The sequence below is a fragment of the Paenibacillus sp. LS-5 genome, assembly GCF_056121505.1.
The window spans coordinates 21,827-45,822 of sequence record NZ_JBWAVA010000028.1 but is presented as its reverse complement, the minus strand read 5'-3'; the positions used below and the strand labels follow the sequence as shown (position 1 = coordinate 45,822).

Here is a 23,996-nt window from a genome sequence, read left to right as displayed (position 1 = left end):
CGAGAATTTGCATTCTCTATTTTGGATCTCACTTGCGTGAAATCCCACTCACTCGTTGTTCAGTTTTCAAAGATCAATGTCTTATTTTCCTTCATCGTTGCTTGTCAGCAGCGACCTTTATAATATATCACAGCACCTTCGTTTTAGTCAAGCGTTTTTTTATTTTAATTTTTCGCTTAACTTCTCGGCAAGTTCTCATAGGATACCTTGTCCAAAGGGCCGAGACTTAATGTATCATATATCTACAATCCACGTCAACCTCTAAAACAAAGTTATTTTAAGCCCCAGAAGCATCAACACTCCAGGAAGACCAAGAATCGTTACGGCTCCTATTGTAGCAGGGTTCAGTGGGATATATATATCTGTGATTATGCCTGAGAAATTCACCACATATATACCAAGCGCTGCCAAGAGAAGGTGTGTACCTAACAGAGTGAGCCAAGCCCAGCCCAGTTTTTTCCTGAAAACAATAAGAAGTAACAAAACTCCCGACACCACCAACACAGCTATCGCGGCCATTCTTAGCATGACAATCCTCCCTAATAATTCATCTATTGTACTTACAGCTGTTCTCGGTTAAGTCCGAGGGTTTTGGCATGCTTCAAATGAATTTGATATTTGCGCTCTGCCGCTTCCAGAATATATATGGCGTAATCAATCTGATCCTGTCCACGTGCCTCGTCAAACATTAGATGTGCTCTCTCCCACTCGGAATGCGCCTGCAAAACTTCGACAAACACATTCCAATGCTCGTCCTGTCGCCCTTCACGCTCTCTACTGCTCTGTCGTCCAAAGTTCCACCATCCCATTATCAGATGCCTCCTCGTAAGAATAAACTCGGCGCACGTTCAGAGATCGCACACTCCTTTATTCTCATTCATATCGAAACCAGGACAAACTTAGAACTAGAACGATGGGAAAACTAACGTGAAATTCCGATAAGATTATTCTTTGCAGTATAAAACGAAAAAAAGAAGCCCCTGTAGGGCTCCTTCTCCTTAATGAAATAACTTGATGTCAGACTGCTCAGAACAGCTCGCGCCGGCCTTCAAGAGCTTTGGATAACGTTACCTCATCCGCATACTCCAAGTCACCACCTACAGGTAGTCCATGGGCTATCCTGGTGATTTTGATCTCGAATGGACGAACTAAGCGTGAGATATACATAGCTGTGGCTTCACCCTCTATATTGGGGTTGGTTGCCATGATAAGCTCCTTTACTCTCTCATCGCTCAAGCGGGTCAACAGCTCCTTCAGACGAATGTCATCCGGACCTATACCCTCCATAGGAGAGATCGCACCCTGAAGTACGTGGTAATAGCCGTCAAATTCCTTGGTTCGTTCAATAGCCACAAGATCCTTAGAATCCTGAACCACACATATTACCGAGGCATCCCGGGTCTTGTCCTGGCATATCCGGCAAGGGTCTGTATCTGTAATATTGCAGCAGACCGAGCAATAATGAAGATTGCGTTTGACGCTGACTAGCGCCTTGGCAAAATCGATAACTTCATCTTCTTTCATGTTGAGCACATGAAAAGCCAGCCGTGCGGCTGACTTTGGGCCTATTCCGGGCAGACGCGTAAAAGCTTCAATCAGCTTAGCTAGCGGTTCTGGATAATACAAAATAATGGTTCTCCTTTGGATAGATGGAGTAAGGTCTAGAACAGGCCAGGAATCTTCATGCCGCCGGTGAATTTACCCATGTCGTTATTAGCCAATTCTTCCGCTTGGGTAAGTGCGTCATTTACAGCAGTAATCACAAGGTCCTGCAGCATTTCAATATCTTCTGGATCCACAGCCTCTGGTTTAATCTGAATCGACAGCAGTTTCTTATGTCCATTGACCTGAACGGTTACCACACCGCCACCGGAAGATCCCTCAATGGTTTTGCTACCCAGTTCTTCTTGCGCCTTGAGCATTTGCTCCTGCATTTTTTTAACCTGTTTCATCATTTGGTTCATATTATTCATTCATCGTCTCTCCTTTGGATGCGCATTTAGCGCTAATAGACTAATTACTCTTTTATGACAACAAGGTCTTCCCCAAAGAGCTGGATCGCCTCGTCAATCCATGGTTCAGTCCGGGTGTCTGGAGTTTCATGTTCATGCTCCAGCCGGAGTTCCTCTGTGCCAGTCTGCGCAGCGGATTTCATTGTAGCCTCGTTCCAGTCGCGTAGCAGCATGGTCACGAGCCGGTACGGTTTGCCCAGACGGGCAGCAAATACATTCTCAATCACCTGCCTGTTAGCCGGCTTCTCCGTGGTGTCGCGATGAATTGTATTCTTAAAGGCAACCAGCACAGCATCTTCCATAACTGCTACAGGCTCACCGTCGACAAACCACGCATGAACCGTCACCTTCTCTTCCTTCACTCCCTGCAGGACAGTGCTCCACTTCTTATAGACTTCAGCAAAATCGGCACTATCTTTGCCCGCAATAAATTTATCCAACTGGGGCGGAAGTTTGGCGGGAGAGGATATTCTTGGAGCCGGGGCTTGAGCGGCAGACGGTCTGCCTGGATTCCCTTGTTCACCGCGACCTGCAGCAGATATGGCACCAGAGTGCATAGCTTGTTCCAGCTTTTTTTCCAGGGCTGCAATCTGCCGTTTGAGTTGCTCCAGTTCACCAACGTCAACAGCTGCAGTATTACCTCCAGCTTGATTGGAGCCTGAAACAAGCAGATGCGAAGAGCTCTCTTGTAGAGATGTTTCCTGTTGTTGCAGACTGCATAACTTCATCAGCGCCACTTCAAACAAGGTTTGCGGATGGGTTGCATATTTCATCTCACCCAGATATCGGGTTAATGTTTCTACGATCTGAAACAGCCGGTCACGGGAAAATGCGGCTGCCATGTCCCGAAACTCCGCTGGATTCAGCACCCGATCCGTTAGTTGATCGGCCCCTGGGACCATCTTGATCATGAGCAAGTCACGGAAATAATACAGCAGATTCTCCAGACATTTATCGGCACTCTTCCCCTCATGCATAAGCTGCTCCACAAGCTCCAGAAGAAGTCCCATATCCCCGTCCAGAATTGCTGTCGCTAGGCGTGCGAATTGTTCAGAAGGAATTCCCCCTGTCATCCCTAACACCTGCTGGTAAGTAACCTGGCCATCCGTAAAGGAAGAAATCTGATCCAGTATACTGAGCGCGTCACGCATTCCCCCATCGGAAAGTCGGGCGATATACTGCAGAGCATCTGCATCTGCTGAAATACCTTCCTTCTGGCAGATCGCCGCTAAATGGGCCGTCTGCTCCTCCAATGAGACTCTCCGAAAATCAAAGCGCTGGCAACGGGAAATAATCGTTGCCGGCAATTTATGAGGCTCTGTCGTTGCCAGAATAAACATCACATGAGGCGGCGGTTCCTCCAGCGTCTTCAACAGCGCATTAAAAGCCTCAGTAGTCAGCATATGCACTTCATCAATAATATACACTTTGCGGCGGACTTCGGTAGGCGCATACTTCACCTTGTCCCGGAGATCACGTATTTCCTCAACGCCCCTATTCGATGCAGCGTCAATCTCCTGCACATCCATGACGTTACCCGCAGTGATCCGCAAGCATGATGGACACTCATTGCAGGGCTCCGGACCCTCGTTCCGTTCGCAATTAACTGCTTTGGCCAGAACTTTGGCGGCACTTGTCTTACCGGTACCCCGCGGTCCGCTAAACAGGTAGGCATGCGAAACCCGCTGTTCGCGAATTGCATTCTGCAGCGTCTGAATAATATGCTGTTGCCCTACCATGTCATGAAACGACTGCGGCCGCCAGGCACGATACAGCGCGATATGTTCCACTATGCATTACCCTCTCTTAAGCTGCCGCTTCCGGCATTTGTCGCTAATATATTATACTATATCCACCAGACTTTGACCAAAAACAAAAAAGCACCTTTGCTTGTCGCAAAGATACTATTATAAATAATATGTAAACCGTGCACCTGTTATTGATGGCTGCGATCCAAGCGGCAACCCTACAACACTGCTCGGGCTAGGCAACCCTCCGGCACAAGAGTAAACTTACTTATGGCTGCTTCCTTCCGGACCTGACCAGGTTCACAAGCACTCATTGCGGAGGACCCAACCGTCAACACAGCCCGTAGGAACCAAGGCCTCACATCGACAGCACCTCTAACAGGAATTCAACCTCGCTACAGCGGATTGCGAGTTACAGGGCACCGCTACCTCCCCGTCTAGCACGGCGAAGATAAGTATAGCTTACACCCGCGTAAAAATCAACTCCAGCCGCAACTCCAAATAAAGGAGAAGCCCCCGGTCAGCATGTCCGGGGGCGGGACTAACCCATTATTGCCAGCGCAGTAAATGGATTAGATACCATATTTTTTCTTGAATTTATCAACACGGCCGCCGGCATCCAGGAATTTCTGCTTACCTGTATAGAACGGGTGGCAGCTGGAGCAAATTTCGACCCGCAGCTCTGGCTTCACAGAACCGGTCTCGAATGTATTGCCACATGCACAGGTTACCTTGGTTACATTGTAATTAGGTTGAATTACGGATTGCATATAAACCTCACCTCTCGTGCCCTAGGCCTCATGCGGACCTAGAGTTAATAAAATATCTAAGCGGTATTTTAGCACGAAAGACTCGGCTCTGCAATATATCTAATCCTTGGATATTTACAGTTATATTTGTGCGCGCCGCTGTTTGGCGCGGGCCAAATCGGCAGGCGGTACATGGGTGTATGAACCAATAACAACACCCGGAAGTTCCTCGCGAAAGATCTCCAGCATCGTCTTCATCCCCAGAATCTCGCCTCGAGCCGGTGGAATTAATTCCAGGTAGCTCTCCGGGTCAATATTAAGGTTGCGCATTTGGATCAGCTTCAGATCTGTACGTCTAACGAATTCCAACATCGCTTCAATCTCTTCCTCGCGGTCGGTAACCCCCGGAAAGATCAGATAATTGATCGATGTATACACACCCTGTGAAGCAGCATATTTCAAAGATTTCTCCACATTAGCCAGCGTGTAGCCACGTGGCTTGTAATAGGCATTATAATGGTCATCTAACGCACTGATTGTACTGACACGCATTAAATCCAGTCCGGCATCAACAATACCGCGGATATGGTCACTTAATCCGGCATTAGTATTAATGTTGATATAGCCCATATCTGTAATGGATCGGACTTCACGAATGGACTCAATGATAAGCTTCGCCTGTGTAGAAGGTTCCCCTTCACAGCCCTGGCCGAAGCTGATAATGGACTCAGGTGTCTTGAGATGCTCCAACATGACCTCTGAAATCTCATTCACTGTGGGACGGAAGTTCATTCTTGTCTGAGGGGACACAAAGCCACTGTCATCAGGCTGTTCGGAAATACAACCGAAGCATCCGGCATTGCACGAATAGGAGACCGGAACCGCCCCCTCCCAACGTCCCAGAAAGGTATTCGAAGAGGTCAGGCATTCATAGCCCAGCGCACAGTTGGAGAGATGATCGTATAGACGGTTCTCCGGGTACTTGGCAGTTAAACTGCCAACTCCCACTTCTACATCTTCACGTTCACAATTGAGCGGGTTCCACTGCTCTGGATTATCCGTAAGATCGGCTGCCACATAAAAGCCGCCATCTTTCCACACTACCGCTGAATAACCGAAGAGTGGAAGCTTATACGATTTGTCTGTCTTTACATAACCAGGGAGACACAGGCGGGTAAACCCTTGCGGCAGCAAAGCCCCTACAGCCTGTGATCCTTCCGGAAGAGGTAGCATCTCCCCCGTCTCAGGGTTCATGCCTACCGCCCGTGTATTAGGCAGACTTACCAGGGTAGCTCCCTCCGGCAACGGTATTAATTCTTCCTCCAATATCTCAACAATCATATCCCCGCTGCGAGCCAGCCCGTACAGCTCGGGATGATCATATACGTTTCCTTGCCCGTCGGCATATACCAAATACATGTTAGTCTCCTTATTATCGTTTCTCAGGTGGTAGGCACAGAAGGCGTCTTAGGCCGCGTCGTACGGCGTGCGGATGAGCCGCTGTTTGAGGTTCCTCCACTGCTTGCAGTTCCGCTAGGCGAAGAGGATTCTTTGTTTCCGGCAACGTCGAAGGACGCCAGGAATTCAGCATTCGTCTTGCTGTCACGCAGCTTTTTAAGGAAGCCTTCAACAAAGTCATACGATTCATTCATATTTTTACGGATAGCCCAAATGGTATCCAGCTCTTCCTTGCTAAGCAGCACCTCTTCTCGGCGCGTGCCGGAACGGCGTATATCGATGGCAGGGAATATGCGGCGTTCCGCCAGTTTGCGGTCCAAATGAAGCTCCATGTTCCCCGTACCTTTAAACTCTTCATAAATGATATCATCCATACGCGAACCAGTATCAATAAGCGCTGTGGCAAGTATGGTCAAGCTTCCACCCTCTTCCACATTCCGCGCCGATCCGAAAAACCGTTTGGGACGATGGAATGCAGCTGGATCAATCCCTCCACTCAATGTACGCCCGGATGGGGGTACTACCAAGTTGTAGGCACGTGCCAGCCGGGTAATACTGTCCAGCAAAATAACAACATCCTTCTTATGCTCTACTAACCGCAAAGCCCGCTGCAATACAAGCTCGGCTACTTTGATATGATTCTCTGGAAGTTCATCAAACGTAGAGGCGATAACTTCGCCCTTCACCGAACGCTGCATATCCGTTACTTCCTCGGGACGTTCATCGATCAGCAGTACAAACAATGCAATTTCAGGATTGTTAGTGGAAATGCTGTTGGCAATTTCTTTTAGGAGGAGCGTTTTCCCTGCTTTGGGAGGTGCTACAATCAAACCGCGTTGCCCCAGACCGACAGGAGCGAGCAAATCCATTATTCGAGTGGACAAATGTGTAGGGGATGTTTCAAGCGGCAGCTTATCTTGCGGATAAAGCGGTGTCAGCGCCGGAAAATGCAGACGCTCTGCTGCACTGGCAGGATTCTCGCCGTTGACGGCGTTAACTTGAAGCAGTCCAAAGTAGCGTTCATTCTCTTTGGGTGTGCGGCATTTACCAGATACAAGATCGCCGCTTCTGAGATCAAACTTACGGATCTGCGAGGCTGAAATATAAATATCTTCTGCGCTGGGCAAATAGTTAATCGGCCTCAAAAAGCCATAGCCTTCCGGTAAAATCTCGAGCACACCTTCCATAAACATTAGCCCGCTCTGCTCCGCCTGTGCCCTGAGGATGGCAAAAATCAGTTCCCGCTTTTTAAGCGTCCCGTAGTATGGAATCTGGTACTTTTTCGCCAGTTTATACAAATCGGTCAGCTTCATTTCTTCCAAATCGGAAATTTGAAGATCCATGTAATAACCACCTATTCAATTTTTATGATAAGTTCTTCTAGCAGTTCGGCAAGCAAAATAGGAGTCTATTAAATTGCTTATTAGGATAGCATTACCCAATCTGGAAGAGGATATGCAGTTTGGAGGCAAAAAAACACCTCTTCCAGGACATTGAGTAAACCTATTCTATTCGTTCTCCCGCCATACTTCGGCTCCCAAAGTGCGTAGATTGCTAACTAAATTGTCGTAACCGCGATCTATATATTCCACACCTGTAACTTCGGTAATTCCTTCCTCTACCGTCAGACCAGCGATCACAAGAGCTGCTCCTGCACGCAGATCGGCAGCCTTGACCTTCGCAGCATTCAGCTTACTTCCTTCAATGATGGCAGAACGGCCTTCCACACGGATTTTGGCGCCCATTCGCACCAGTTCAGGCACATGCTTAAATCGGTTGCTGTATACAAAATCGCTAAGGACACTAACCCCTTCGGCCTGGGTAAGCATACTAGTCATTGGAGATTGCAAATCGGTGGCAAAACCGGGGTATATCAGTGCTTTGACATCGGCATGTTCGTATCTGGCTTTGCCGATGACTCGGATGCTCTCATCCAGTTCTTCGATACCTACGCCCATCTCAAGCAACTTGGCAGTAAGTGCCTCCAAATGCTTGGGGATCACATTATCTATTATTACATTGCCGCGCGTAGCCGCAGCAGCAATCATATATGTTCCAGCTTGAATACGGTCGGGTATGATGGAGTGACGGCAGCCGTGCATTTCCGTAACACCTTCGATCCGGATCGTTTCGGTACCAGCGCCTTTAATAACAGCGCCCATGGAGTTGAGGAGGGTAGCTACATCTATAATCTCAGGCTCTTTAGCCGCATTTTCAATGATTGTTGAGCCCTTGGCACGTGAAGCCGCAAGCATGATGTTAATAGTGGCACCTACGCTGGATACATCTAAATAAATTTTGGCACCACGCAGTTCTTTGGCGTACAAGTGAATAGAGCCATGGTCGTTGGTTACAGTTGCACCCAGCGCTTCAAAGCCCTTAATATGCTGATCAATTGGACGAGGCTCAAAATTACATCCGCCAGGAAGGCCAATTGTGGCTTCCTTAAATCTTCCAAGAAGCGCTCCCATCATGTAATAAGAAGCACGGAGTTTCTTGACCGGTCCGTTAGGCATTGGAATGGATACGATACGGGAGGGGTTAATTCTCATCTGGCTGCCTGTCCAGGAGACTGTGGCTCCAAGCTCTTCCAGAATTTCGGAGTATACAGCTACATCACTTAGGGACGGCAAGTTATCCAGAACAACTTCAGACTCAGCCAAAATGGCCGCAGGAATAAGCGCAATCGCACTGTTCTTCGCTCCACTGATGGTGACGACACCTTCTAAAGGGCGTCCACCGCCAATCATTAATTTTTCCATAAATTTATCCGGTTCCCCCTACGTGTATTGCAGCTTGCCCTGGCAATACCTGCTGCGGCTTTACTTACTTTTAAATAACTAGAAACGGCTGCGCCGCCCTTAAACAAGGACGGCACCCGTTTCCACAAGGAATACAAGGACTGGTTAACGCCTTATGCGAACGACTCCTTATATTAAATGGAAAGACACCGTCTAGGCGGTGCTCTCCATATCATACTATTCAGCTAGGTTCAGCTCAGAAGCCTGTCCTTTGCTTGATAAAATATTAGGCTTTGTTGCTGGAACCGAACTCGCGGATTTTGCCGATAACGGTTTGTTTGATAGCTTCGCGACCTGGTGCAATGAATGTACGAGGATCGTAAGCATCCGGTTTAGCAGCCAGTACTTCGCGAACAACCTTAGCAAATGCGATTTGGTTCTCGGTGTTCACGTTGATTTTGGAAGTACCCAGGGAGATGGATTTCTGAATGTCATGTACAGGAATACCAGTACCGCCATGAAGAACGAGCGGAAGGTTAACTGCGTCACGAATCTCTTCCATTTCCTTGAATCCAAGGTTTGGTTCGCCAAGGTAAGGACCGTGTACGGAACCCAGTGCCGGAGCCAATGTATCGATACCTGTTTCTTTGACGATGCGTACGCATTCGTTAAGGTCAGCGTATTGGATACCGCCGATAACGTCATCTTCCTGTCCGCCTACAGTACCAACTTCAGCTTCTACAGAAACACCTTTAGCATGAGCATAGTCAACGACTTTTTTAGTCATTTCAATGTTCTCATCGATTGGGTGGTGGGAGCCATCGATCATTACGGATGTAAATCCAGCATCAATTGCGTCTTTACATTTGTCAAAGCTAGAACCGTGGTCCAAGTGGATAGCTACTGGAACGGTGATTTTCATGTCATGAATCAGACCTTCAACCATCTTAACAACAGTGTAAAAGCCGCCCATGTGACGAGCTGCGCCTTCGGAAACGCCAAGAATTACTGGTGACTTCTCTTCTTCTGCGGCACCAAGAATTGCTTGAGTCCACTCCAGGTTGTTGATGTTGAACTGGCCAACTGCATATTTTCCTTTAAGTGCTTTGGTTAACATGTCTGTCATAGATACTAATGGCATGGTTTCAATCCTCCTAAGAATGTTTGGTTGCTTATATAAGCCGACATCACATACAGGCTTATTATAGCACATCCTGTATTAAATACTAAATAGGACACGCAAAAAAATGTCCCGGTGGGACGATATAAGACCACCCCCTAATCAGGGCAGACTATTCTCTCTATGGTATCCATAATCCAGTCTTCCCAAACCACGGATTCCTGAGTTAGTTATACTGGTCTATCGACTTATTATTTAGGTGCATATTTACTGCTACACGCATTTCATCAATGTCAAACGGCTTCGTAAAATGCATCAGTGCCCCCAGCTTGGTCGCTTCCTTAATCATATCCAGTTCACCGTAAGCAGTCATCATAATAACCTTGATAGCGGGGTTAATCTCCTTCAGATGCTTTAGGATCTCAAGACCGTCCATGCCTGGAATTTTCATATCCAGCAAGACCAGATCGGGAGATTCGCTGCGGACAATGTCCAATGCCAGCTTTCCGTTAGCCGCTTGAAATGTGGCATACCCTTCGCTATTAAATACTTCCATGAGGAGAATCCGGATTCCGTTCTGATCATCAACAATTAATACTTTTTTCTTTTCCATACCATACCCTCCCAGAATTTGAAGCAGATTGTCCATACTGCGCACTTCCACAGCTAGCGGCCCGTTACCTAACAAATCTATACGAAACCTATAATTCGTTCCCAACAGCCAAAATCCTGCTAATTGGTTAAAATGCGTAAATCTATGTCATTTTTTGGCCAGTAATCAGACTGAGGTGTACAGACAATTTCACGCTTTACAAATTAGTCGCTGTTAAGAGGATATGGTGAAGCTTATACTTTCCCACATTGTAAAGAAAGCCTCCATAAGGAGGCTCATCAAGGACCTATAAAGGCCATTCTTTCTATAAGAAATTACAGTTGTTCGGAATGAGTCAATGAAGCTTTGACAAATTCGCGGAAAAGCGGCTGAGGACGGTTAGGACGAGAAGTGAATTCCGGATGGAATTGGACCGACAGGAACCATGGGTGCCCTGGAAGCTCGACAATCTCTACCAGGCGGCCGTCCGGTGAGGTACCGGATATCACGAGACCCGCTTTTTCGATTTCATCACGGTAAGCATTGTTGAACTCATACCGGTGACGGTGGCGTTCATATACCAGTTCATCATCATAGCAGGACATTGCGAGTGATTCAGGAAGAAGCTTACATGGGTAAAGACCAAGACGCATTGTTCCCCCCATATCTTCGATATCCTTCTGCTCCGGCAGCAAATCAATCAGCGGATGTTGTGTAGACGGATCGATCTCCGAGCTGTTCGCACCAGCCAGTCCCAGCATGGAACGGCCATATTCGATTACGGAAACCTGCATTCCAAGGCAAATGCCGAAGAACGGAATAGACTGTTCACGGGCATAACGAATGGCGGAGATTTTGCCTTCAATTCCCCGGTCGCCAAAACCGCCTGGAACGAGTATGCCTCCGATGCCTCCCAGCAGTTCGTCTACATTCTCATCGGTAACCAGCTCTGCATCGACCCAGCGGATTTTCACCTCAGCATTTGCGGCAAAACCGGCATGAGACAAGGATTCCACAACGCTCAAATAGGCATCATGCAGGGCTACATATTTGCCGACAATGGCAATCTCCACGGTACGTTCCAGCTTCTGAATGCGTTCCAGCATATTTTCCCATTCACGCATATCCGGTGCAGGTGTCGTCAGCTTCAAATGGTTGACTACAATTTCGTCCAGTCCTTCATCCCGTAGGTTAAGAGGAACTTCATACAGGGTAGAAGCATCACGGCATTCCACTACCGCATGGGCATCAATATCGCAGAACAAGGCGATTTTAGCCTTCATATCATCGGAAAGCGCATATTCGGTGCGGCATACGATAACATTGGGCTGAATCCCGATACTGCGGAGTTCCTTGACGCTATGCTGTGTAGGCTTGGTTTTGACTTCTCCAGCAGCCTTGATATACGGAATCAAGGTTACGTGGATATACATTACATTCTCACGGCCAATGTCGCCTTTGATCTGACGGATAGCTTCCAGAAACGGTAAGCTCTCGATATCGCCCACTGTTCCGCCAATTTCGGTAATTACGACATCGGATCCGGTCTCACGGCCTGCGCGGAATACGCGCTCTTTAATTTCATTCGTGATATGCGGGATGACTTGAACGGTTCCGCCCAAGTATTCTCCGCGCCGTTCTTTGCTGATAACCGATGAATAAATTTTACCGGTTGTAACATTGCTGTTCTTGGAGAGATTGATGTCAATAAACCGTTCATAGTGTCCAAGATCCAGGTCGGTCTCCGCCCCATCATCGGTTACAAACACTTCGCCATGCTGATAAGGACTCATGGTTCCAGGGTCTACGTTGATGTAAGGATCGAATTTCTGAATCGTTACCTTCAACCCTCTGTTCTTGAGCAGCCTGCCTAAAGAAGCGGCAGTAATGCCTTTGCCCAGGGAAGACACAACGCCCCCCGTTACAAAAATATACTTTGTCACTGTAAAACCCTCCTAAATAAAGTCCAGAAATTCAGGCGACGCTTGGTGTTTATCGTAACCCTTTTTTCCATTATCAAAACGGGGAACCCAAAAAGTTACTTCTCCAATGAATCCCGGAAAAAACCATCCGATTCTGTAGAAAGATAAGGATGATTTGTATCGTGAAACAATGAGTTCTACCTTTTAAAAAAACAAAAAAGTGACACCCGTAGACCCGGGGCACTTTTTATTTTAGAAAACAATATTAACTTCCATTATAAGCCCATGCAATAGTTTACTCTGACGATCCCACCCATGTCAAGGGAGGAATTACGCACACACGCATACTACTTTAATATTTGTCGTCCTCTTCCTCATCATCGGCATCTTCTGCTTCGCCGTCTTCGGAATCCTCATCGTCAACCTCATCTTCGTCAATGTCATCTTCATCGATAACAACATCTTCGTCGACTTCTTCTTCACTGTCGTCGTCAGAATAGAGGTCGTCGCGATCTTCATCGATAGCATCGAAGTCCTCATCTTCAGCGGCGTAGTTTTCTTCCTCTTCGGCGAAGTCATCATCTTCCAGATCGTCATCCTCATCGTTGATGATACGCACACGTTTGGTGTTGCCGACAGGATCGTCAGAGCGTTCCAGAGGGTACCAGCGTTTAAGCCCCCACAGGTTGGTCCCGACACAGGCAAAACGCCCGTCAATATTAATCTCGGTATATAACTGTGCAATAGTATCTTGGCTTTCTTGTTCGGTCATACCGCGCAAATTGGCTACCTCAACCATCAGATCTCGGTAGTAGTAAGGCGTATTGGCTGCTTTGAGCACCAGGAAAGCCAGGTCCACCATCGGCATTTCTTTTATTTTCTCAGGGTCCAGCTTTAAATTGAGTGGCGTACTCACTAAAGGACACTTCCTCTCACGCATTGTTCACATTACCGTTAATTTCTATCTCATAATATCCATTAACAAAACTAAGTAAAACCTATTTGGCAGCAAATTGCAAGTCAAACTGTCCGGCTGAATGTATGTATTCCAGGACCTGCTCTGAAACCTGTTCATTCACTAACGCAAAAAAGGCGGAGGAGGTTCCTCCGCGCATGACTGTATCCACGCCAAGGATCGGCTCCTTACGGGATGTTGCAAAGAGAACTCACGCTCTCTTCTGTATATTTTATGTAAAGCTCCGCTTTTTGACACGATGGGCAGCCCATTTCGCTAAAAAAGGGCAAGTTCCCATTCGGACGTCCGCCTCCTTTCATACAATATGGCAGCACGGCACCGAGGAGGGGACGGCGTAACTTATGGATTACTACGGATTTTGGCAGATGCTGCTTGGAGAGATATCGGCGGCCCCCAAAAATGCCGAGCGGCGTATCGTCACCTTCAATGACGCCCGCCAGTATGCCGGAGCGCTGTCAGAGTGGAAAATACTGAAAGCGAAAAAACCGGAATTGCGGCAAGTCCAAATATCCCCGCTGATCCGGGCATTTTTCGTGCCTGCTTCAGGAGCGGGAAAACTGCTCTATAAATATGAAGATTCCTTAAGCATCGAGGAGGACTCCCGGATACAGGTCCACGCGGTGGCCCCTGAAAAATCAGACACCTCTATGATGCCTTGGGGTGTTAGAGCAATCCACGCTCCGCAGGCATGGTCCCGGTCGACCGGAGTGCATGTGAAGATTGGAGTCATCGATACAGGTGCTGACTACCGGCACCCGGATCTCAGACATTCGTTAGCCACTGGCGTAAACCTGCTGCACCGGGGCATGCTGCCGCTCGATGATAACGGACATGGGACCCATATCGCCGGAACACTGGCAGCGGCGGGCGGCACCCGCGGCATGATGGGTGTAGCACCAAGGGCGCAGCTATATCCGGTCAAGGCTTTTGACCACAGCGGCTCGGCTTATGTGTCCGACATTGTTCTGGGCATCGATTGGTGCGTACAGAACAAGATCGATATCATTAATATGAGCTTCGGTATGAAAACGCGAAGCAAAGCCCTTCACGATGTGGTGATCAAGGCCTACCGGGCCGGGATCGCCATCATCGCCTCCTCCGGCAACGACGGCAAACGCGGCGGGGACTATCCCGCCCGCTACCCTGAGACAATCGCCGTCGGCGCCCTTGACCGAAGGCACCGCGTCGCGGCCTTCAGCAACCGGGGTCCGTATATCGATGTATACGGACCCGGCGAAGCTGTACCCTCCTGCTGGCTGAGGGAGGGCTACAAAGAAATGAGCGGCACCTCCATGGCGACCTCCCATGTCACGGGAGCCGCCGCCTTGCTGCTCGCGCTGCGCCCGGGCCTCTCGCCTCGGGAGCTGAAGCTGCTCCTGCGCCGCACAGCCTCGCCAGTGCGGCTGCGCAAAGGCCAGCGCCGCGCGGCTCTAGGCGGCGGCTCGGCCGATGCCCTGCGCCTGCTGCGGGCTGGCGCACGGGCGAAGCGGGCCGCTGCCGCAAAGGCATAGGCGCGCGGATGGGCGGCAGCCTCGAACGGGTTCGGCCGCCGGATGGGCGGCATGCTTGGCGGCAGCTGTAAGCTACCGCATAAGCCCGCCTTCAGCCGGAATCACTCCCCTGCAGCTCCCAGCTTGAGCTGCTCCTTATAGGCAGCGGGTAATCAGCCCGCCCACAGAGGCATTATGGAAAGTAAGAAGCTCCGCCTCCAATTATACGGAGGCGGAGCTTCTTGCTGATGCCGGACCGTTACATCCGGTCCGGTGCAGTAACACCAACGAGGCGAAGCACGTTGGCGATTGTGGTCCGTGTCGCGCCCAGCAAGGCGAGGCGGGCTACGGTCTGGGCAGCATCCTCAGTGATGACGCGCTCCGCTTTGTAGTAACTGTGGAACAGCGAAGCCAGATCGTATACATAGCGGATCAGGCGATGCGGGGCATAGCTGCTGGCAGCGATCTCAATCTCCGCAGGCAATTCGCCGATTTTGCGCAAAAGATCATATTCATGTTCAGCCGTCAGCTTGGCATAATCGATAGTGTCATAATCCGGCAGCACGATACCCTGCTCTTCTGCCTGACGGAAAATACTGCAGATCCGTGCATGCGCATACTGCACATAGAAAACAGGATTCTCATTGGAGGTGGAAATCGCCAGGTCCATATCGAAATCCAGATGCGAATCCATGCTTCTCATGGTGAAGAAATAACGGATCGCATCGATACCGACCTCTTCCATCAGATCTTCCATCGTTACCGCTTTACCGGTACGTTTGGACATTTTGACCTTTTCGCCGTTCTGGAAGAGGCTGACCATTTGGGCGATCAGAACGACCAGCTTCTCCGGATCGTTGCCAAGCGCCGACATGGCTGCTTTCATCCGCGGAATATAGCCGTGGTGATCGGCACCCCAAATATTGATCATTTTCTCATAGCCCCGGCCATATTTGTCGCTGTGATACGCAATGTCCGGGGTCAGGTAAGTATAGGTTCCGTCATTCTTGATCAGTACACGGTCTTTGTCGTCCCCGTATTTAGTCGTCTGCAGCCAAGTGGCCCCGTCCTGCTCGTAGACTTCGCCGCGGTCGCGCAGCTCGTCCAGCGAGCGCAGAACCTCTCCATTCTCGTACAGCGAGGTTTCGCTGAACCAGATGTCGAAGTTGACGCGGAACCGGCTGAGGTCGCGTTTGATTTTGTCCAGCTCCTTGGTGAGGCCATAGGTGCGGAAGAAAGCAGCACGGTCGCCCGGTGTCATGGACAGCAGCTCATCGCCCTTTTCAGCCACCAGCTCTTTGGCAAAACCCTTGATGTCTTCGCCATGATAGCCGTCTTCCGGCATTTCTGCCGGTTGGCCTAACTCCTGCAGGTAGCGGGTTTCAATGGATTTGCACAGGTTCGCAACCTGATTCCCGGCATCATTGATGTAATACTCGCGGGTCACCTGATACCCGGCAAAATCCAGAACATTGCACAGTGCATCGCCGACAGCAGCGCCGCGGGCATGTCCCAGATGCAAGCTGCCGGTAGGATTCGCACTGACAAATTCCATCTCAATCTTCTGCCCCTGGCCTGCATTAATACGGCCGTAATCCTCAGCCTGTTCGGCCACGAGGGCGATTACAGGGTAGAGGTAGCTTTTGGACAGCGTAAAGTTGATGAATCCCGGTCCGGCGATTTCCGCTTTTTCAATAGAAGCATTACCTTTATCCAGGTGCTCAATGATCGCTTCAGCAATCTGCCGCGGATTGCGCTTGGCAATCTTGGTCAGCTGCATCGCAGCATTGGTAGCCAGGTCCCCGTGAGCTTTGTCCTTGGGTACCTCCAGCACGATGGCTGGAAGCTCTTCTCTGGTGACCAGACCTGCGGATATAATGGCGCCAGCGATCGCTTCCTTCACCCGTTCATTGGCTAACTGAAGCGGATTTTGACTATGTGTCATGATTGTGGTTCCTCCTGTATATGCAAACTTATAGCGAACTGTCCCGATAATTCTTCATAAACGTATAGATCGTATTCCCATGAAACCACAAGTGATCTCCCGTCACGCTTCATATCCAGTCTCCGGGTGTCTGTGGAGAGGTTAAACTGTGTATATGGCGAGCGGTAAAATCCCGGCAGACGTTGTCCCTGTACAAAAGACTGCTCCGACTGGACATCGCCGTGACGAATCAGCTTCAGCTCACGGTCTGAAATCTTTAAAGTGGTTCGGACAGAAGCTTGCTCGCCCTTGGGGCCAGCCTGTGTTTCTTCATAACGGATATACAACTGATTTCCTCTGGCGATGACCTCACCTGAGGCGTGCACCACATTCCGTTCCCCGCCCTGTATGCTCTCCAGCGTTACAGAAACGCCGTATTTGTCCTGCTGCACTTCAGTCATCACACGTTCCTCGCTTATTCATACTTATATAATCTAAGGCACATTCGCTTTCCCATTGTACACTATATCCAGATCGGGAGGGCAATACAATGGCTATACTCTCAAAAATAATTACAACGGCAGCAGTGCTACCATATCCCTGCTCTTCAGTCCCTCTACCATGGATGTCCAGGCTTCAGGCTTATCGGCGAGGACTGCATAATAACGAGTCAGAAAGTCTGCAACCAGAGAAGCCTTTATCTGCTCCAAATCCTCATTCCCGGGCATAAAGCACAGGTCAAGGCCCGATACTGCCTCCCCGTCACCCTGCCATGAGGGATGAACATAGGGGAAGTCGAGTCGCTTATAACCCAGATGTGACAGCACTTCGCGGCGGACAAACGGATCCATGGGCTTAATGCCCCCAAATTCATGCTCTACCCGGTAAGGATCATAGATCTCGGCGAACATACCGAATAGCTCTTTACCGTTGCCTTCTGCCAGCTTCTGCAAGTCTTTCAGGCGGCTTTGCGCCAGAAAGCGTCCTACTCCAAGGCCTTCCCGGCCTATGATAGTGAAATCGGTCATCGCCACATTCCAATCGGTGTAATAGCGGTATTCCGTAGTGCCAACAACGGCGCCATCATGTACTGCGGCAAATACTCGAATTCCAGAATCTTCGAGAGGTTCCTTCCACAAGCTGAATTCAAGCACTTCCTCGGGGGGAAACACTTCTGAGAGCAGATTATGTACTTGTCTGAACAAGGGATCAGCAATATCCGTAATTCTTATATATTCCATATGAAAAGATCTCCTCCGATTCTGATATAGAGAGTTTGATATAGATATTCTTCACTTATTATAGAAAAGGATTCCGCCACTCCATGAGCGCCGCATAGTTGTCTGACTCTTCATCTTCCAGATAATCAGCTACTACCCCCACCGGAGACCGCCCGCAGCGAAGCAGAAAGGTGAGTACCGGATCAGACCATTTGCCGGTTGTCACTCCATCCAAATACTCCTCAGCTGACATTCTAGAGGCTTGAAGATGATAGCCTGGCATACGGCCCGCTCCCAGCAGCCTCTCCAGCTTCTGCTCCACCACAACATGATACAGCGATTGTACCAGCTCTTTGCCAAGCCCCAGCTTGCGGTGTTTGGGACGGACGCACAGATCGGCAATATAGAGCGTGTTCCCGTCTGGCTGGTGCGTTGTAATATATCCATCTGCCGTAACTTCTGACCAGGTATGATGGAGCGCAGGGGCCTCAGAGTCAAAGTGTATTTTCAGTCCGGTTACTGACCCCGCCAGCTCACCGTTCACCTCCACACATAGCGCACCCTCCGGAAAAAGCGTCACATGATTCAGCAGTTGCTCCCGGTTCCACCACATCTCTGCAGGATAGGGAGCCGGAAAAGCCTCGGACTGAATGGTTATCAGTTCCGCAAAATCAGCTTCTGTGTAGCTGCGGAGCACCGCAGCCACCGGGATTGTCCCGTCAAAAGCGTAAAAACTCTTGAAATACATGGTTCTTCATCCTCCCTACGCCCAGTCCGTATACAGATCCGTCCGGCGGTCCCGCCAAGTGGTCACCGACCCGTGTTCACGAACCTTATAGAGCAGGTCCAGATCGAGATCGGCGGTTATGACCATGTCATCGTTAATTTCACCCTCGGCCAACAGTCCCTGCGGAGGAAACGGAATATCATTGGGTGTGATCACTGCCGCCTGTCCAAAGTTCGCCCGCATCAGATCGACAGTGGGCAGGGAGCCTACGGTACCTGTCAGCACAACATAGATTTGATTCTCAATGGCGCGGGCGTGGCTGGTGTATCTGACCCGGTGGAAACCGTGACGGTCATCCGTGCAGGAAGGGCAAAAAATGATATCCGCACCCTTGGCCCGGGCCATGCGCACAATCTCCGGAAATTCGATATCGTAGCAGGTCAGCATGGCGATGGTCCCCTTTTCCGTCTGGAATACCTCGAGCCCTTCTCCAGCACCCATATTCCAGCCCTCGACTTCAGCCGGTGTAATGTGCAGCTTCGCCTGTTCGTCAACTCTTCCATCCGGATAAAAAAGATGGGCCACGTTATAAAGCTTATCGTTTCGGCGCAGCACATGGGTCCCCCCAATGATATGCACAGCATATTTCCGGGCATATCCGGAGAACATCTCCCGGTAACGGTCTGTAAACTGCGGCAGATCTTCTATGCCGAGGGCATCCCCCCGTTCATCGCCAATGGACATCAGCTGTGTCGTCAAAAATTCGGGAAACAGGATGAACTCAGCGCCGAACTCCCCGGCCGTTTTTATATAATGCTCGCACTGGGCGGCAAATTCCTCAAAGGAGGAGATAGTATGCAAATGATATTGTATGGCAGATACGCGAATAGCCATAGCGGCAGGCCTCCTAAGCATGAAATGAGAAGCGTTCGTAAAGTACATAAAATTTTACCATATTGGTTCATAAAACACACCTGAGAGCCTGGTGCGCGCCCCGCAGTGCAGAAAACGCTGTTCTTTTCGGGAAAGGCCTGGACCCTTATGAATATCCAAGCTCTTCCTTCCCCATAATGAGAATTGACAAGTTGTACGCAAAAAGAGAAGGAGCCCGATGCCATGCCGCGCGAACCTGCAATACCTCCCAAACCTAAACACCGACTCCGCCGGCTCTTCCGGCTGTTGACTGTGATAAGTGTGCTATTGGTGCTGGCGGCCTGCGCGCTGCTGGGTTACCTCTATCAAAAGGATCTTCCGCCGATTGCTGACGATATCCGCTCCAAGCTGCTCGACTCCCGCGGGAATGTGCTAACGACCTTTACCGCCGATGGCCGCAGCCGGGAGCCTGTAACGCTTAAACAGATTTCACCGCTGCTTATTCAAGCTACTCTTGCTGTGGAGGACCGTAAATTCTACAATCACTTAGGCTTTGATGCCAGAGGCATGGGCCGTGCGGTTCTTGCGAATCTGGAGTCCGGGGACCGCACGCAGGGAGCGAGTACCTTGACCCAGCAGCTTGCGCGCAATCTTTACCTGACCCATGAGAAGACTTGGACCCGCAAAGCCAAGGAAGCCCTCTATACGATGCAGCTTGAGATGAAATACAGCAAAGACGAGATTCTCAATATGTATCTGAATCAGATTTATTATGGACATGGCGCCTATGGGATCGAAGCAGCCTCAAGAATGTATTTCGGCAAAGCTGCCGCAGACCTTGATCTGGCGGAAAGTGCCTTGCTTGCCGGTATTCCCAAAGGCCCGACCTACTATTCTCCCTACACCCATATGGAGAATGCCAAAAAACGCCAGCGGATTATATTGGCTGCGATGATTGAAACGGGTGATATTACGGAGGCGCAAGCCACTTCCGCCTCGCTGGAACCCTTAAACTTCAAGCCGCAGGGGGAAAAAAACACCACCGTCATTGCCCCTTACTTCCGTGACTATGTCCGCAGTCTGGTCATAGATTCTCTTCACATCAGCAGCGAAGAACTGGATCAGGGCGGATTAAACGTATATACGACGCTCGATCCTGATATGCAGCAGGCGGCCGAGGAGGCTGTGGACAAAGGGATGGATTCCGCCAGTGATCTGGAGACAGCACTTGTGTCTATAGATCCCCGGACAGGATATATCAAGGCCATGGTCGGGGGCAAAAATTACCGCACCAATCAGTTTAATCATGCTTTGGCCACTACCCGGCAGCCCGGGTCTTCCTTCAAGCCTATTATGTATTTAACTGCCCTATCCTCCAAAACAATGACAGGACTGTCCGTATTCAACAGCCAGCCCACGCTGTTCCATTATGACAATGACCGCAAGACCTATCAGCCCAAAAACTTCGGCGACAGATATCTGGGGGAAATCAACATGCGCCAGGCCATTGCTGCCTCCGATAATATTTATGCTGTGAACACCATTATGAAAATAGGCGCGGATAAAGTGGCTGAAATGGCGGCTAAAATGGGTGTTGACAGTCCGCTCCAGCGAGTACCTTCTCTGGCACTGGGCACTTCGCCAGTGAGCCCGCTGGAGATGGCGTCCGCCTTTGCTGTGATCGGCGGAGGAGGCGTGAAGCTTCCGACCACGGCGATTCTAAAGATTACTGATGCCAATGGGCGGCTACTCTACGAGGCTCCCCAAAAGCAGGGAGAGCAGGTTGTGGAACCGGCCGCGGCGTATGTACTAACCCGGCTGATGGAAGGCGTATTTGAGAGCGGAGGAACAGGCAACCGTGTGGCGTCCATTATTAAACGCCCTGTTGCCGGAAAGACCGGAACGACTGATACCGATGGCTGGATGGTCGGATTCACGCCCGAGCTCGCAACAGCTGTCTGGGTCGGGTATGACAAAGGCCGAAATATTGCTACAACGGACGGACGGCGTGCCGCCCCCATTTTTGCCCAATATACGGAAAAAGCACTGGCAAACGTACCACCCAAAATCTTCCCGATACCCGATGGGGTTGTCAGTGTCTATATCGATCCGGAGTCCGGTAAGCTCGCTACGGCAGCTTGTCCTCAGAAGGTATTGGAAACCTTCATCAGCGGTACGGAGCCAAAAGAGTATTGTGATCAACACGGCACAGACGGTTCTAATAACCCTGCGGACGCAAAGGATGTTCCCCCGGCTGCAGGTAACAAAGAAGATCATTCCCTGTGGAATGACATCAAACGCTGGTGGATGAACTGATCTCGGTTGCCCTGCTGCAGTTCCTGCGGTACGATGGGACCAATCAACGAGGAGGGTGCTGATGATTACCCGATTCGGCCAGAGAGGTGTCATTGATCATGGAACTGAAGGGTAACGCAGATGGCAGAGAAGAGCTATCTTCCAGAAAACTCTTGTCGCCGCATATATATACACTGCCGGCGCTCCAGGCTGCACCGCTACTTCTGGGACAGCATCTGGTCCGGCGGACCGAAGACGGGGAGATCCGTTGCCGGATCGTCGAGACTGAAAGCTATGGCGGCTCAGAAGATAAGGGCAGCCACGCTTACGGCGGACGCCGCACGGCACGTACCGAAGTCATGTTCAGAACTGGTGGAGTTGCCTACGTATATCTCATTTACGGTATGTACCACTGCGTCAATGTAGTGACAGCTGCCGCAGATCATCCGCATGCTGTGCTGATCCGTGCGGTAGAACCGCTGACCGGAACCGATGCGGAGCAGATGGGGGCTTATCGGGGCATAACGGTCAAGAAGCCGTCGGACCTCTCCGGCGGTCCGGGAAAACTATGCCGGGCACTTCACATAGACAAAAGCCTAAACGGATGCCAGCTGAATGATCCTGCGGGCCCCCTGTGGCTGGAGCAGGGCGACCCGCAGAATACGCTGGATATTGTACAAGCACCGCGAATCAATATTTCTTATGCCGAAGAATATGCCCAGCTTCCCTGGCGGTTCTACCTCAGAAGCAACCCTTACGTCTCTGTACTGGATAGACAAGCACAGCCGTTTTATCAACCTAAAGATTAGTGAGACTGTTTCGGCAAACCAAAATTGGGTAAAAAACAAAAGAACCCTAATTAATCTCTCCTTTCGGACTTCCCGGATGGAGAGATTTTTAAATACACGGAAATATTTCCCTTTTTTTTACAAAATATCTATAAATGAATGCGCTTTCCCCGTTCTCACAACTTACAATTACTGCTATAATCATAGATATCCACAAAAAAAATTAAAGATGTAAATGAGGGACATGGGATGAAGGATACAGGCATGATCCGGAGTTTAGACAGTCTTGGCAGAATTGTGGTTCCCGTAGAAATCCGAATGACTCGAAATATCGACATTGGGGATTCTATCGAATTTTTCATTTTGGATGATGAAATTGTCGTACTCAGAAAGTACACCTCAACGGAATGCACGTTCTGCAGAAGTCTTGATCATGTGACCTATTACAAAGATCAGTTCATTTGCAACAACTGTCTGAAAGAGCTCAGTAATCCGGATCGGACAGCTGATGACAACGTTCAGCCGCAAAGCCCTGCAGACAGGAATCTAGAACCTGCCCGCGGGGGGCGGCGGACAAAGACCGAGGAAATGAGCCAGCGCCTAGAGAAGGCTATAGAGGATCACCCCTATGCCAATCAGAAAGAGCTTGCGGAGGTGCTTGGCATCAGCCAAGCCCGGGTTAGCCAGCTCAAGCGCAAGCTCAACCTGCTCAGCGGAACATAGGATAAAGCTCTACCCGACATCCTGAACTTCATACACAATACAAACAGCCAGGTCTCCTGAATTAGGAGGCCTGGCTGTTTAGTGTGCGAATGATCTGTCCTCGCTAGATACATATGGAACATTACTCTGACAATGCAGCTTTGAGCTCTTCAGCCGATGCATTCCACCACTCTGAGTTGTGGGTAATCAGGAGTGATTTCAAGGCTGCTTTGTCCGCTGCTCCAAGCCCCTCAAGAATTACTCTGCGCTTCAAGGCGGAATCCAGCTTGTTCACATGATCGGCAAGAATCTTCCAGCCCCTGCGTGCTTCGGTGTCAATCCACATCTCGCAGGCGGTAATCCCGCCATAAGACTGGCCTTCCGGGGTGCGGTCCACAGCCACCCATACCACCCATACCTGTCTTCCGTCCGGTACATCCTCACGGTTCGGACTGAATTTAATTCCCTTCTCCACTTTGCTCTTGGCATGCATGGCACCGATATCGATAACGGCCTCACCGCCGTCAATAATAACCGGCGATACATTGTTCAAATCGATGGAGCCTGCTCCAAAGCCTTTATGCTTGCTCTTGGCGTTCACGATATTCAGAGCCATCGGTTTTTTACCCTCTGGTTGGTTGTTATCCACAAGTGCACAT

Annotated in this window: 24 protein-coding genes and 1 other RNA gene; 4 read left to right on the top strand and 21 right to left on the bottom strand. The window is 49.9% G+C overall.

The annotated features are described in order from the left end of the window. Nucleotides 1–261: 261 nt before the first annotated feature. The 15 genes from AC0MA3_RS25500 to AC0MA3_RS25430 form a co-directional block, all read right to left on the bottom strand. Nucleotides 262–528, bottom strand: a complete 267-nt coding sequence (locus AC0MA3_RS25500) for a pro-sigmaK processing inhibitor BofA family protein (RefSeq protein ID WP_474658220.1) — start codon at nt 526–528, stop codon at nt 262–264. A gap of 32 nt (nt 529–560) precedes the next feature. Next, nucleotides 561–809 carry a hypothetical protein gene (locus tag AC0MA3_RS25495; RefSeq protein WP_474658219.1) on the bottom strand — a complete coding sequence of 83 codons (249 nt, stop codon included), beginning with the start codon at nt 807–809 and terminating at the stop codon, nt 561–563. 217 nt (nt 810–1,026) lie between these two features. Next, nucleotides 1,027–1,626: a recombination mediator RecR gene (recR, locus tag AC0MA3_RS25490; RefSeq protein WP_025703869.1), complete on the bottom strand. Its 600-nt coding sequence runs from the start codon at nt 1,624–1,626 to the stop codon at nt 1,027–1,029. Between the two features lie 35 nt (nt 1,627–1,661). After that, a complete protein-coding gene (locus AC0MA3_RS25485; protein ID WP_054944059.1) occupies nt 1,662–1,973 on the bottom strand; it encodes a YbaB/EbfC family nucleoid-associated protein in 312 nt (103 codons plus the stop codon). A 44-nt stretch (nt 1,974–2,017) separates the two neighbouring features. Continuing rightward, nucleotides 2,018–3,802, bottom strand: coding sequence for a DNA polymerase III subunit gamma/tau (gene dnaX / locus AC0MA3_RS25480; protein ID WP_379164316.1), 1,785 nt, complete (start codon nt 3,800–3,802; stop codon nt 2,018–2,020). A gap of 135 nt (nt 3,803–3,937) precedes the next feature. Continuing rightward, nucleotides 3,938–4,206, bottom strand: an RNA gene (ffs, locus tag AC0MA3_RS25475) — signal recognition particle sRNA large type. A gap of 126 nt (nt 4,207–4,332) precedes the next feature. After that, a complete protein-coding gene (gene rpmE, locus AC0MA3_RS25470; RefSeq protein WP_379164313.1) occupies nt 4,333–4,530 on the bottom strand; it encodes a 50S ribosomal protein L31 in 198 nt (65 codons plus the stop codon). Nucleotides 4,531–4,650: 120 nt separating this feature from the next. Further along, nucleotides 4,651–5,928 (bottom strand): radical SAM family protein, encoded by a 1,278-nt coding sequence (locus AC0MA3_RS25465; protein ID WP_474658218.1) that lies wholly within the window; start codon nt 5,926–5,928, stop codon nt 4,651–4,653. A 23-nt stretch (nt 5,929–5,951) separates the two neighbouring features. Next, the gene (gene rho / locus AC0MA3_RS25460; protein ID WP_379164307.1) at nt 5,952–7,310 is read right to left on the bottom strand and encodes a transcription termination factor Rho; all 1,359 of its coding nucleotides are present in this window, start codon (nt 7,308–7,310) and stop codon (nt 5,952–5,954) included. Nucleotides 7,311–7,475: 165 nt separating this feature from the next. Beyond that, a complete protein-coding gene (locus AC0MA3_RS25455) occupies nt 7,476–8,729 on the bottom strand; it encodes a UDP-N-acetylglucosamine 1-carboxyvinyltransferase (RefSeq protein WP_379164304.1) in 1,254 nt (417 codons plus the stop codon). Between the two features lie 265 nt (nt 8,730–8,994). Further along, nucleotides 8,995–9,849: a class II fructose-1,6-bisphosphate aldolase gene (gene fba / locus AC0MA3_RS25450; protein ID WP_379164301.1), complete on the bottom strand. Its 855-nt coding sequence runs from the start codon at nt 9,847–9,849 to the stop codon at nt 8,995–8,997. Between the two features lie 205 nt (nt 9,850–10,054). Continuing rightward, on the bottom strand, nt 10,055–10,441 hold the full coding sequence (locus AC0MA3_RS25445) for a response regulator (protein WP_379164298.1): 387 nt from the start codon (nt 10,439–10,441) through the stop codon (nt 10,055–10,057). Nucleotides 10,442–10,755: 314 nt separating this feature from the next. After that, entirely contained in the window at nt 10,756–12,363 is a 1,608-nt protein-coding gene (locus AC0MA3_RS25440) for a CTP synthase (RefSeq protein ID WP_379164295.1), read from the bottom strand. A 331-nt stretch (nt 12,364–12,694) separates the two neighbouring features. After that, complete coding sequence (gene rpoE, locus AC0MA3_RS25435; protein ID WP_379164292.1) at nt 12,695–13,258, bottom strand: DNA-directed RNA polymerase subunit delta; 564 nt, start codon at nt 13,256–13,258, stop codon at nt 12,695–12,697. Nucleotides 13,259–13,340: 82 nt separating this feature from the next. Continuing rightward, entirely contained in the window at nt 13,341–13,469 is a 129-nt protein-coding gene (locus tag AC0MA3_RS25430) for a hypothetical protein (RefSeq protein ID WP_474658217.1), read from the bottom strand. Between the two features lie 190 nt (nt 13,470–13,659). Here AC0MA3_RS25430 and AC0MA3_RS25425 point away from each other — a divergent pair, with 190 nt between their 5' ends. After that, nucleotides 13,660–14,829, top strand: coding sequence for a S8 family peptidase (locus AC0MA3_RS25425; protein ID WP_379164287.1), 1,170 nt, complete (start codon nt 13,660–13,662; stop codon nt 14,827–14,829). Between the two features lie 238 nt (nt 14,830–15,067). On the opposite strand, the gene argS is transcribed toward AC0MA3_RS25425, so the two are convergent. The 5 genes from argS to AC0MA3_RS25400 form a co-directional block, all read right to left on the bottom strand. Next, nucleotides 15,068–16,753 carry an arginine--tRNA ligase gene (gene argS, locus AC0MA3_RS25420; protein ID WP_474658216.1) on the bottom strand — a complete coding sequence of 562 codons (1,686 nt, stop codon included), beginning with the start codon at nt 16,751–16,753 and terminating at the stop codon, nt 15,068–15,070. Next, nucleotides 16,750–17,193 carry a YwiB family protein gene (locus tag AC0MA3_RS25415; RefSeq protein WP_474658215.1) on the bottom strand — a complete coding sequence of 148 codons (444 nt, stop codon included), beginning with the start codon at nt 17,191–17,193 and terminating at the stop codon, nt 16,750–16,752. Before AC0MA3_RS25415 ends, argS begins: the two co-directional genes overlap by 4 nt. A 111-nt stretch (nt 17,194–17,304) precedes the next feature. Continuing rightward, nucleotides 17,305–17,973 (bottom strand): GNAT family N-acetyltransferase, encoded by a 669-nt coding sequence (locus tag AC0MA3_RS25410; RefSeq protein ID WP_474658214.1) that lies wholly within the window; start codon nt 17,971–17,973, stop codon nt 17,305–17,307. 58 nt (nt 17,974–18,031) lie between these two features. After that, nucleotides 18,032–18,700 carry a GNAT family N-acetyltransferase gene (locus tag AC0MA3_RS25405; protein WP_474658213.1) on the bottom strand — a complete coding sequence of 223 codons (669 nt, stop codon included), beginning with the start codon at nt 18,698–18,700 and terminating at the stop codon, nt 18,032–18,034. 15 nt (nt 18,701–18,715) lie between these two features. After that, nucleotides 18,716–19,573, bottom strand: a complete 858-nt coding sequence (locus AC0MA3_RS25400) for a carbon-nitrogen hydrolase family protein (protein ID WP_474658212.1) — start codon at nt 19,571–19,573, stop codon at nt 18,716–18,718. Between the two features lie 222 nt (nt 19,574–19,795). On the opposite strand from AC0MA3_RS25400, the gene AC0MA3_RS25395 reads away from it, so the two are divergent. The 3 genes from AC0MA3_RS25395 (at nt 19,796) to AC0MA3_RS25385 (ending at nt 23,358) form a co-directional block, all read left to right on the top strand. Next, nucleotides 19,796–21,868: a transglycosylase domain-containing protein gene (locus tag AC0MA3_RS25395; protein WP_474658211.1), complete on the top strand. Its 2,073-nt coding sequence runs from the start codon at nt 19,796–19,798 to the stop codon at nt 21,866–21,868. 98 nt (nt 21,869–21,966) lie between these two features. Continuing rightward, nucleotides 21,967–22,656, top strand: a complete 690-nt coding sequence (locus AC0MA3_RS25390; protein ID WP_474658210.1) for a DNA-3-methyladenine glycosylase — start codon at nt 21,967–21,969, stop codon at nt 22,654–22,656. Between the two features lie 228 nt (nt 22,657–22,884). Beyond that, nucleotides 22,885–23,358, top strand: a complete 474-nt coding sequence (locus AC0MA3_RS25385; RefSeq protein ID WP_474658209.1) for an AbrB/MazE/SpoVT family DNA-binding domain-containing protein — start codon at nt 22,885–22,887, stop codon at nt 23,356–23,358. A 121-nt stretch (nt 23,359–23,479) separates the two neighbouring features. Here AC0MA3_RS25385 and AC0MA3_RS25380 read toward each other — a convergent pair whose 3' ends face one another. Further along, on the bottom strand, nt 23,480–23,986 hold the full coding sequence (locus tag AC0MA3_RS25380) for a YwhD family protein (RefSeq protein WP_474658208.1): 507 nt from the start codon (nt 23,984–23,986) through the stop codon (nt 23,480–23,482). Nucleotides 23,987–23,996 lie beyond the last annotated feature (10 nt).